The sequence below is a fragment of the Chitinimonas sp. genome (assembly GCF_041904975.1).
In the GTDB taxonomy this organism is placed as follows: domain Bacteria; phylum Pseudomonadota; class Gammaproteobacteria; order Burkholderiales; family Chitinimonadaceae; genus Chitinimonas.
The window spans coordinates 1-8544 of record NZ_JAYRLZ010000055.1 but is presented as its reverse complement, the minus strand read 5'-3'; the positions used below and the strand labels follow the sequence as shown (position 1 = coordinate 8544).

At 59.8% G+C, this 8544-nt stretch carries 12 protein-coding genes; 7 read left to right on the top strand and 5 right to left on the bottom strand.

Features of this window, described 5'->3' with window-relative positions:
* From ACE3OH_RS07620 to map, 3 genes are all read right to left on the bottom strand, one after another.
* Positions 1-343: hypothetical protein (locus ACE3OH_RS07620; protein WP_374350345.1), on the bottom strand; the 343-nt coding region annotated here is incomplete at its 3' end.
* A 394-nt stretch (positions 344-737) separates the two neighbouring features.
* Positions 738-1184: a GNAT family N-acetyltransferase gene (locus tag ACE3OH_RS07615; RefSeq protein WP_374350343.1), complete on the bottom strand. Its 447-nt coding sequence runs from the start codon at positions 1182-1184 to the stop codon at positions 738-740.
* A 19-nt stretch (positions 1185-1203) separates the two neighbouring features.
* A complete protein-coding gene (map, locus tag ACE3OH_RS07610) occupies positions 1204-2073 on the bottom strand; it encodes a type I methionyl aminopeptidase (RefSeq protein WP_374350367.1) in 870 nt (289 codons plus the stop codon).
* Between the two features lie 169 nt (positions 2074-2242).
* Between map and ACE3OH_RS07605 the strand changes: the two genes are divergently transcribed.
* On the top strand, positions 2243-2845 hold the full coding sequence (locus tag ACE3OH_RS07605; protein WP_374350340.1) for an OmpW family protein: 603 nt from the start codon (positions 2243-2245) through the stop codon (positions 2843-2845).
* 83 nt (positions 2846-2928) lie between these two features.
* Here the strand turns inward: ACE3OH_RS07605 and phbB are convergent, their stop codons facing one another.
* Positions 2929-3663, bottom strand: a complete 735-nt coding sequence (gene phbB, locus ACE3OH_RS07600) for an acetoacetyl-CoA reductase (protein ID WP_374350337.1) — start codon at positions 3661-3663, stop codon at positions 2929-2931.
* 151 nt (positions 3664-3814) lie between these two features.
* On the opposite strand from phbB, the gene zapE reads away from it, so the two are divergent.
* The 6 genes from zapE to ACE3OH_RS07570 all read left to right on the top strand — a co-directional run bounded on the left by zapE (position 3815) and on the right by ACE3OH_RS07570 (position 8097).
* Complete coding sequence (gene zapE / locus ACE3OH_RS07595; RefSeq protein WP_374350332.1) at positions 3815-4975, top strand: cell division protein ZapE; 1161 nt, start codon at positions 3815-3817, stop codon at positions 4973-4975.
* A 46-nt stretch (positions 4976-5021) separates the two neighbouring features.
* Positions 5022-5342 carry a quaternary ammonium compound efflux SMR transporter SugE gene (sugE, locus tag ACE3OH_RS07590; RefSeq protein ID WP_374350328.1) on the top strand — a complete coding sequence of 107 codons (321 nt, stop codon included), beginning with the start codon at positions 5022-5024 and terminating at the stop codon, positions 5340-5342.
* A 205-nt stretch (positions 5343-5547) separates the two neighbouring features.
* Positions 5548-6522 (top strand): NAD(P)H-quinone oxidoreductase, encoded by a 975-nt coding sequence (locus tag ACE3OH_RS07585; RefSeq protein WP_374350325.1) that lies wholly within the window; start codon positions 5548-5550, stop codon positions 6520-6522.
* Positions 6519-6755, top strand: a complete 237-nt coding sequence (locus tag ACE3OH_RS07580) for a hypothetical protein (RefSeq protein ID WP_374350322.1) — start codon at positions 6519-6521, stop codon at positions 6753-6755. The genes ACE3OH_RS07585 and ACE3OH_RS07580 overlap by 4 nt, the downstream gene beginning before the upstream one ends.
* Before the next feature lie 29 nt (positions 6756-6784).
* The gene (locus ACE3OH_RS07575; protein WP_374350320.1) at positions 6785-7219 is read left to right on the top strand and encodes a lysozyme inhibitor LprI family protein; all 435 of its coding nucleotides are present in this window, start codon (positions 6785-6787) and stop codon (positions 7217-7219) included.
* A gap of 266 nt (positions 7220-7485) precedes the next feature.
* Entirely contained in the window at positions 7486-8097 is a 612-nt protein-coding gene (locus ACE3OH_RS07570) for a pyridoxamine 5'-phosphate oxidase family protein (protein ID WP_374350317.1), read from the top strand.
* A gap of 30 nt (positions 8098-8127) precedes the next feature.
* Here the strand turns inward: ACE3OH_RS07570 and ACE3OH_RS07565 are convergent.
* The coding region (locus ACE3OH_RS07565) for a DUF1456 family protein (protein ID WP_374350314.1) at positions 8128-8544 on the bottom strand (417 nt) is incomplete at its 5' end.

The following is an 8544-nucleotide window of genomic DNA, read 5'->3' as shown; positions in this document are numbered from 1 at the left end:
AGCTGCGCGGCCCCAAAAACAGGGTACAACTGGATGTTGCGGCGTAGCTGGAAGGCGCCTTGACCCGCAGGCGGATCTTGTCGCCGCGCACCACGGTCAGCTTGCGGGTAAACGGCCCGCGGCCATTGAGGAAATACTCGCCGCCCGTAATCGCCAGCGAGGTCGGGCCGCTCAGATCATTGAGCGGGATATTGGCCGAGGAAATCAAGGCATCGGGCGGCACGCCGGTGACGGCTGCAAAGCTGGGCGCCACGATCACCGCCTTGCTGGTTTCTGCCGCGTGGCTGAAGGCGTGCAGGGTGGCCAATATGGCCAGGCTGAAAATCAGTGTGCGAGCGGACATGGGCGGCGGGCTCTGGCTGGATTGGCTGGCGGCAGCGCTGGCTTTGCTGCCGGTTCGGGCGCGCAAAACGCGGTTTGCGCAGACACCAATATGGCAGTCCCTTGGCCGATCGCCAAATCGGCCGCCGCCCTAGGCTCTGTTGACATTTTGTCGGCGGATCGCGTTTCGTCGGAAAACCGCCGTTTGCCGCGTTGTCGCACGCTGACGTAGATGACTACGCGGCGCGCGAGCCTTGCACTCGGCGGTTTTCAGACGAAACCCACAGGGCCGGGTCGATATTTGCGGCAAGGCTGCGTTGTCATTCGCTGACATGGCCCGCCATGCGCCGCTCATTCCACCTTGCTTTGCCGCAAAACTCGACCCGGCGCGACCGGCGACAAAGCGTCAACAGAGCCTAGTGGCGCGTCAAGGTCAGCAGGGCAAGGCCATCCGGCGTGGCAAAGCGCCGGCTGATGGCAAAGCCCATGGCCTGGTAGAGCGCTACAGCCGGGGTATTGGCTGCTGCCGTGCCTACTTGTACCGGGCGCCCGGCGGCTTGTGTGCATACCGCCGCCAGCAATTGCCGGGCAATGCCTTGGCGTTGCGCGGCCGGGGCCACTACCAAGCGGCAGATCTCCACGCCGGCATCGCCGTCAAGAAATCCAATCGCACCCAGCCATTGCCCGTCTGCGCACCAGCCCAGCACCGTTTCGCCGCAAGCCATCAGTTGCTCCAGCGTTTCGCGCAGTGGCGGCAAATCAGGGTAGTTGATCAGGGCCGCTTCCTGGGCATAGGCGGCGCGCTGCAAGGCCAGCAAGCTGCGCGCTTCGCCCTCGTCATGCAGATCTATCTGCCTTAACACGCTGCCCACCCGCAAGTAATCAGGCGGCTGCTTGCAGCAAGGCCGGCTTGGCCGGGGTGCCTTCCGACTGGGTCAGCACCTCATAGCCGGTGTCGGTCACCAGGATGGTGTGTTCCCACTGCGCCGACAGCGAGCGATCCTTGGTGACGATGGTCCAGCCGTCCGGCATGCAGTGGATATCCTTCTTGCCGGCATTGATCATCGGCTCGATGGTAAAGATCATGCCGGCCTTCAATTCCAGCCCGGTACCCGGTTTGCCGTAATGCAGGATCTGCGGCTCTTCGTGAAATTTCTTGCCGATGCCGTGGCCGCAGAATTCGCGCACTACCGAGTAGCCGTGCTTCTCGGCATGGCGCTGGATCACCGCGCCGATATCGCCAAGCCGTGCACCGGGTTTGACCATCTCGATACCCAGCCACATGCATTCATAAGTGACCTGTGCCAGCCGCTTGGCGTGGGATGCCACTTCGCCAACCATATACATGCGGCTATTGTCGCCGTGATAGCCATCCTTGATCACGGTGACATCGATATTGACCACATCGCCCTTCTTCAAGGGCTTGTCATTGGGAATACCGTGGCAAATCACCTGATTGACCGAGGTACAGATCGAAGCCGGGTAGGGGGTGTAGCCGGGCGGGCAGTAGTTGAGCGGCGCCGGAATGGTGCCTTGCACATTGACCATATAGTCATGGCACAGCCGGTTCAATTCGGCGGTGGTCACGCCCACCTTGACGTGCGGGGTGATGTAGTCGAGCACTTCGGCGGCCAGGCGGCCGGCGATGCGCATCTTTTCGATATCTTCAGAAGTCTTGATGACGATGGACATGGGTGCGGCGAATAGTCGATCAAAACAGTAGGATACTGTCTCCGGGGGTGATCGGGCAATCGAAATTTCACTAAGATGTTGTTTTTAAATGGGAAAATGGATTTCCTCATTTTCTTGGGGAGGCAATCAGACAATTTACTGATCTAGCGCAAATTTAATGGTGCCGCTTTCGCCTAATCTACGTCCGAGCCGGCCAGTAAGGCACGGCAAGTTCACGGAGAATTCGATAATGAAAGCCAAATCCCTCGCGCTGCTGTTTACCATCCTGTTCAGTGGTTATGCCACCGCCGCCCAGGGCGACTTATTGGTACGTGGCCGACTGATCAATATTGCCCCGTCGGTATCGACCAGCGGCACACTGTCCACCTTGGGTATTGATGTAGATAAGCAAGTGGTGCCCGAGCTGGACTTTACTTATATGATCACGCCGAATATCGGTGCTGAATTGATTCTGGGAACCGCGCGCCACAAGGTGACATCGTTTGGTGCAAGCTTGGGCAAGGTCAGCCATTTGCCACCCACCTTGACGCTGCAATACCATTTTGCGCCAGAGGCGACGGTTCGCCCCTATATTGGCGCGGGTATCAATTACACGCGTTTTTACAATGCCAGCCTGAAGGCCGGCGCGGCTGATCTGACCGTTGACAAGAACAGCTTTGGTGGCAGCCTGCAAATCGGTACCGATATTGCCATCAACAAAGACTGGTATGTCAATGTCGACTTGAAGAAGATTTATATCAAGACCGATGTAAAAACCACTACCGGTGCGGCACTGGGAAGTTTGAAAATCAACCCGACAGTATTCGGCATTGGTATCGGCACCAAGTTCTGATAGTGCTTGCTGCCACAATAAAAAACCCGCTCGCTTGAGCGGGTTTTTTGCGATTCAGCCAGATGTGAAAAACTGGCGATGAATCAGAACATATGCTGGCCGCCATTGATGGCAATATTCGAGCCAGTAATGAAGCCGGCATGGTCGCCAGCAAGGAATACGATCAATTCGGCGATTTCTTCCGGCGTGCCAAGGCGATTGACCGGGATGCCGGCAATAATCGAATTGCGGATTTCTTCCTTGACTGCCATCACCATCTCGGTAGCGATATAGCCAGGGCTGACCGTGTTGACGGTCACGCCCTTTTTCGCCACTTCTTGCGCCAGTGCCTTGGTAAAGCCATGCATGCCGGCCTTGGCTGCCGAATAGTTGGTCTGGCCGAACTGGCCCTTCTGACCATTGATCGACGACACATTGATGATCCGGCCAAAGTTGCGGTCGGTCATGCTGTCGATAAACGGCTTGGTGACATTGAACACCGAATCGAGATCGGTGCGCATCACCACATCCCAATCCACCTTGCCCATCTTGCGGAAGGTGGTGTCCTTGGTGATGCCGGCATTGTTGACCAAGACATCCACCTGGCCGACTTCGGCAATGATGCGTGCTGCCATGGCCTGGCAGGCGTCGAAATCAGCGACATCACACTGGTAGGCGTGGAATTGATAGCCCTTTTCCTTTTGGTCTGCCAGCCATTGGGTTTCCTTGCCGGGACGGCTATAAGTGGTCACCACGGTGTGGCCGGCGTCGGCGAGCCTTTGACAGATAGCGGTACCAATGCCACCCATGCCACCGGTGACGAGTGCGATTCTGGCCATGTTTTGACTCCTGGTTTGCGTGCTTGGATAGGGTCGCGTTATCGATTGGTTCTATCGCGACGGCGTTCAATATAAACGAGCATTGTTACGAGGTCTTGTACCATTGCAAGCCGCCCTATAATCGCGCAGCCCTCTCGCAACAGTCTTTGATATGTCTCAACACGTCTTCACCGCCCATATTCAACCCGGAACGCCGCCACGGCAATGGTATGCACAGCTTGCAGCGCAGCCGGGCTTTCAACAGGATGCCGCGCAGGCTGCTGCCATCGAGCGCTTGCAGCAGCTGTATGAGGCCCTGGTCGAATTCAAACGCAAGCGCGACCGGTTGTTCGGCCGCAGCCTGCTGCCGATGCCGGATATCCCGCGCGGCGTGTATTTCTGGGGCGGGGTAGGGCGCGGCAAGAGTTTTCTGATGGATGGCTTTTTTGCCTGCCTGCCCTTGCGGCGCAAGCGCCGCCTGCATTTCCACAATTTCATGCAGGAAGTACATCACGGCCTGCGCGCGCTGAAGAACGAAGCCGACCCGCTGGCCCGGGTGGCGGCCGATATCGCCCGCGATGTGCGCCTACTGTGCTTTGACGAGTTTCATGTGTCAGATATTGCCGATGCGATGATACTGGGCCGGCTGTTCACCCATCTGTTCAACCATGGCGTGGTGCTGGTGGCGACGTCGAACTATGCGCCGGATGATCTCTACCCGAACGGCCTGCAAAGGCAGAACTTCCTGCCGACCATTGCGCTGCTCAAACAGCATGTCGATGTGATGAATGTGGATGGCGGCAATGACTACCGCATGCGGGTGCTGGAGCAGGCGCGCACCTATCTGACGCCCTTGTCGGCCGAGGTAAAGGTCGAATTGGCCGCCATTTTCGCCAGCCTTGCCACAGCCGCGGATTTGCCTGCCGAGTTGACTATCGAAGATAGGCCGGTGCACGCCCTGCGCCATGCGCCGGGGGTGATCTGGTTCAGCTTTGCCGAGCTATGCGGCGGCCCGCGCTCGCAGACCGACTATCTGTGGCTGGCGCGCCGCTATCACACGGTGATCGTGTCCGATATTCCCAAGCTTGCAGCCAAGCAGGCATCGGAAGCGCGGCGGCTTACCTGGCTGGTGGATGTGTTTTACGACTACCGGGTGAAGCTGATCCTGTCGGCCGAGTTGCCGGCTGAGCAGCTCTACACCGAAGGCAGCTTTGCCAATGAGTTTTTCCGCACTGCCAGCCGGCTCACCGAAATGCAGTCCAAGGATTACTTGGCCCTGCCGCACGAGGCCGGCAAGGTGCAGGATGCGGCCATGTCAGTGGCGCTGACCTGATCTGATCGAGCACAACTTAAAAAGTCTGTTGGCTGGAGCATCGTACATGCATTGGGTTTATCTGCTGATTGCCGGGCTATTCGAAGTGGTGTGGGTGGTGACCATGAAATACAGCGAGGGCTTCAGCCGCTGGACATGGAGTGCTGCCACGGCGGCGGCCATGCTGGCCAGTTTCTATTGTCTGGCACGCGCCATGAAGGTACTGCCGATGGGAACTGCCTATGCGGTATGGACCGGCATCGGCGCGGTGGGCGGGGTGATTGCCGGCATCATGCTGTTCAACGAGCCGAACAACTGGCCGCGTCTGCTGTGTGTGGCGCTGATCGTGCTGGGCATTATTGGTTTGAAGCTGACTTCAACACATTGACTGTTCCAGTTTTCCCGATGTTCAGTCAACCCGGGCGGGTGGCATTTGCAGGTCGGGATTTATCCCGACTTGGGCCACGGGCAAACGGCGCTGTCGGAATGAATTCCGACCTACACGCCAGCTGTGCTGACTGCGTCAACCAAGGGAATTTGATTGGGCTGGCGCAAGAACCGGACTTTAGAGGGCAAATACTATGCAGGCGATCATGCAAACCGCGCCAGGTGGCGCAGACACCCTGGTTTTGGGTGAAATGGACTGCCCGCAGCCGGGGCCGGGTCAGCTGCTGGTCAAGGTGGCGGCGGCCGGGGTCAACCGGGCCGATATCGTGCAGCGCGAAGGTCGCTATCCGGCGCCAGCGGGTGCTTCGCCGATTCTGGGCCTGGAGGTAGCCGGCACGGTGGCAGCCTTGGGTGATGGCGTCAGCGGCTTTGCGCCGGGCGATGCGGTATTCGGCCTGGTGGCAGGCGGAGGCTATGCCGAATACGCCTTGCTGGATGCCGGCTGCGCGATCGCCCGGCCTACCTGGCTGAGCGCGCAGGCGGCGGCCAGCCTGCCAGAAGCGTGGATGACCGCCTGGTTCAATCTGATCGAGCAGGCGCAGCTGCAAGCGGGCGAGACCGTGTTGATCCATGCCGGCGCCAGTGGCGTCGGCGCGGCGGCAATCCAGCTGGCGCGCTGGCATGGGGCGACGGTGCTGGCCACGGCCGGCTCGGACGACAAGCTGGCGTTCTGCCGCCGCCTGGGCGCGGACCAGGTGTTCAACTACCGCAGTGGCGACTTTGCCGATTGGGCCAAGGCGGCTGGCGGTGTCGATGTGGTACTCGATTGCGTTGGTGGCAACTATCTGGCGAGCAATATCGCCAGCCTCAAGCCCGATGGCCGGCTGGTGCTGATCGGCCTGATGGGCGGCGCCAGCGCCAGCATCGATTTGTCCCGACTGTTGATGAAGCGGCTGGCGCTGAAGGGCTCGACCCTGCGCCCGCAGCCACTGGCGGTGAAATCGCGCTTGACCGCCGCGCTGGCCGGGCAGATCCTGCCGGCCTTGTGCGACGGGCGACTGCAGCTCACGCTGGATCGCAGCTTTGCCTGGCAGCAAGTCGCGGCCAGTCATTGCTATCTGGAAAGCAATGCCAATCTTGGCAAGGTGGTACTGGACTTTGGTGAAGGAAATCAATCATGAAACCCGCTCTGCTGCTGTGTTCCGCCGCCCTGTTGACCCTGCAAGGTTGCGCGGTGGTCAGCGTCGCCACCACCGCCGTCGGCGTGACCGCCACTGCGGCCGGCCTGGCAGTTGATGGCGTAGTGCTGGCCGGAAAAGGGGTAGTCAAGGTCGGTGAAGTGGCGGTGGACGCGGTGCGACCTGCGCCACCGGCTGATGGCGGTGTGGTGGTAGTCGATCATCGGCGGCCGTGAAGATGGGGCGCCCGCTTGGGAGGGCGGCATTGCTGACGCTGCTTGGCGGCGTGGCGCTCGCTGCCGGGGCTAGCCAATCGCTAGTCGACTACCCGGCGCGTGCGGAAGAATGCATCGCGGCGAATTCGGGTGCGGGTTCGATCGATTGCCTGCAATCGCTTTTCTATGTCACTACCGGTCGGATCGCAGGTCTGGAGAACGGTATCGCCAAGAAGCTGGCAAGCAAGCGCCATCGGGATGAGATTACCCCCACTCATCATCAATATGCCTTGGCTGCACTGCGCGATGCCGGGCGAAAATTCTCCCGGTTTGCCGCTCGCCAATGCGAGTTCTCGGTGGGAGCCAGTGGGGCGGTGGCTTCGGGCAGCGGCCAGGTGTACTGGTCTTGCCGCATTCGCCTGAACGCTCAGCGCATTGTTGATCTTAGCCAGATATTGCAGCAAACCGGCTCGACGCAACGTTGATCGCGATTCGCGGCACAAGGCGGAGTGGTTCATGTTCCAGATCATCGTGGATGCGCATGAACGGCCACAGTGCTACATCCACAGGGTCTCGCGCACCGCATGCCCGACGCTGGGCCTCCAGGGCAGTTGCTCGCGCTGAATTACAGGCATGACTGGGTAGCAGTGCTTATTGCGCGGGCGACAATTGTGAATGCCATCGCGGATGGCTGGTCGAGCGCTACTTGCCAGACTAAGCTGGGCTGATTGTTGATGCGCCAGGAAATGCCATGACCACCCCGAGACAGTACTCAAGCGATATCGCCTTTACCCCGTCGGTCAAGGCGATACAGCAGCGCAAAGGCTCGAGACGCGCCTATGCGCATATGGAGGAGGGCGGTAGCTGGGAAACCCTGCTGCTTGGCGATATCAAGGCATTCATCGAGGCGCAGACCAGCGTGTTTCTCGCTTCAGTGAATGCCGAAGGCCAGCCGTATATCCAGCATCGTGGCGGGCCGGCCGGGTTTTTGCAGGTGCTGGATCAGCACACCATCGGCTTTGCCGACTTTTCCGGCAACCGCCAGTACATCACCTCGGGCAACTTGATCGATAACCCGCGCGTGCACCTGTTCCTGATCGATTACGTTCACCAGCAACGAGTGAAAATCTGGGGTGAGGCGCGGGCGGTGGAGGGCGATACCGCGCTGGAGGCCAGGCTGATGCCGGCCGGCTACAAGGCGAGGCCGGAGCAGGTGATCCTGATCACCGTTACCGCCTGGGACGCCAACTGCCCCAAGCATATTCCGCAACGCTTTGAGGCCAGCGATGTGAAACAGGCACTGGCCGAGCGCGATCAGCGCATTGCCGAATTGGAGCGGCAACTGGCCGAGCTGCGCGCCTAGCGACCCTGGCCGGGCGGGTAGTCGGAGCGTTTAGCGTCTGACGCGTACCGTCAGCCCCTTGAGGAAATTGCGCAGGAACTGGTCGCCGCAGCGGCGGTAGTTCTTATGATCGGCACTGCGGAAAAACGCAGTCAATTCCGGGCGTGATACCGGGAAGCCGACGCTTTCCATAATGGCGAGGATATCGTCCTCCTTTAATTCGAATGCCACCCGCAGTTTCTTCAGCACGATATTGTTGTACAGCGGCAAAACGACTGGCGGCAGCGGGCGGCTTTCGTCGCGACCACGCCGGGTGATAATCAGGCCATCGAGGAAATGTGCCAGCACTTCCTCACTGCACGGCAGATAGCCTTCCTCGTCTTCCTTTTTCAGGTAGCCCAGCACATCGGCCTTGCTGACCTCGAAGCCGGCGGCCAGCTTGATGATATCGACGATGCGCGCATCGCT

Coding starts and splice junctions, on each gene's coding strand:
- ACE3OH_RS07605 (WP_374350340.1), top strand. CDS start 2,243: ATGAAAGCCAAATCCCTCGCGCTGCTGTTTACCATCCTGTTCAGTGGT.
- phbB (WP_374350337.1), bottom strand. CDS start 3,663: ATGGCCAGAATCGCACTCGTCACCGGTGGCATGGGTGGCATTGGTACC.
- zapE (WP_374350332.1), top strand. CDS start 3,815: ATGTCTCAACACGTCTTCACCGCCCATATTCAACCCGGAACGCCGCCA.
- sugE (WP_374350328.1), top strand. CDS start 5,022: ATGCATTGGGTTTATCTGCTGATTGCCGGGCTATTCGAAGTGGTGTGG.
- ACE3OH_RS07585 (WP_374350325.1), top strand. CDS start 5,548: ATGCAAACCGCGCCAGGTGGCGCAGACACCCTGGTTTTGGGTGAAATG.
- ACE3OH_RS07580 (WP_374350322.1), top strand. CDS start 6,519: ATGAAACCCGCTCTGCTGCTGTGTTCCGCCGCCCTGTTGACCCTGCAA.
- ACE3OH_RS07570 (WP_374350317.1), top strand. CDS start 7,486: ATGACCACCCCGAGACAGTACTCAAGCGATATCGCCTTTACCCCGTCG.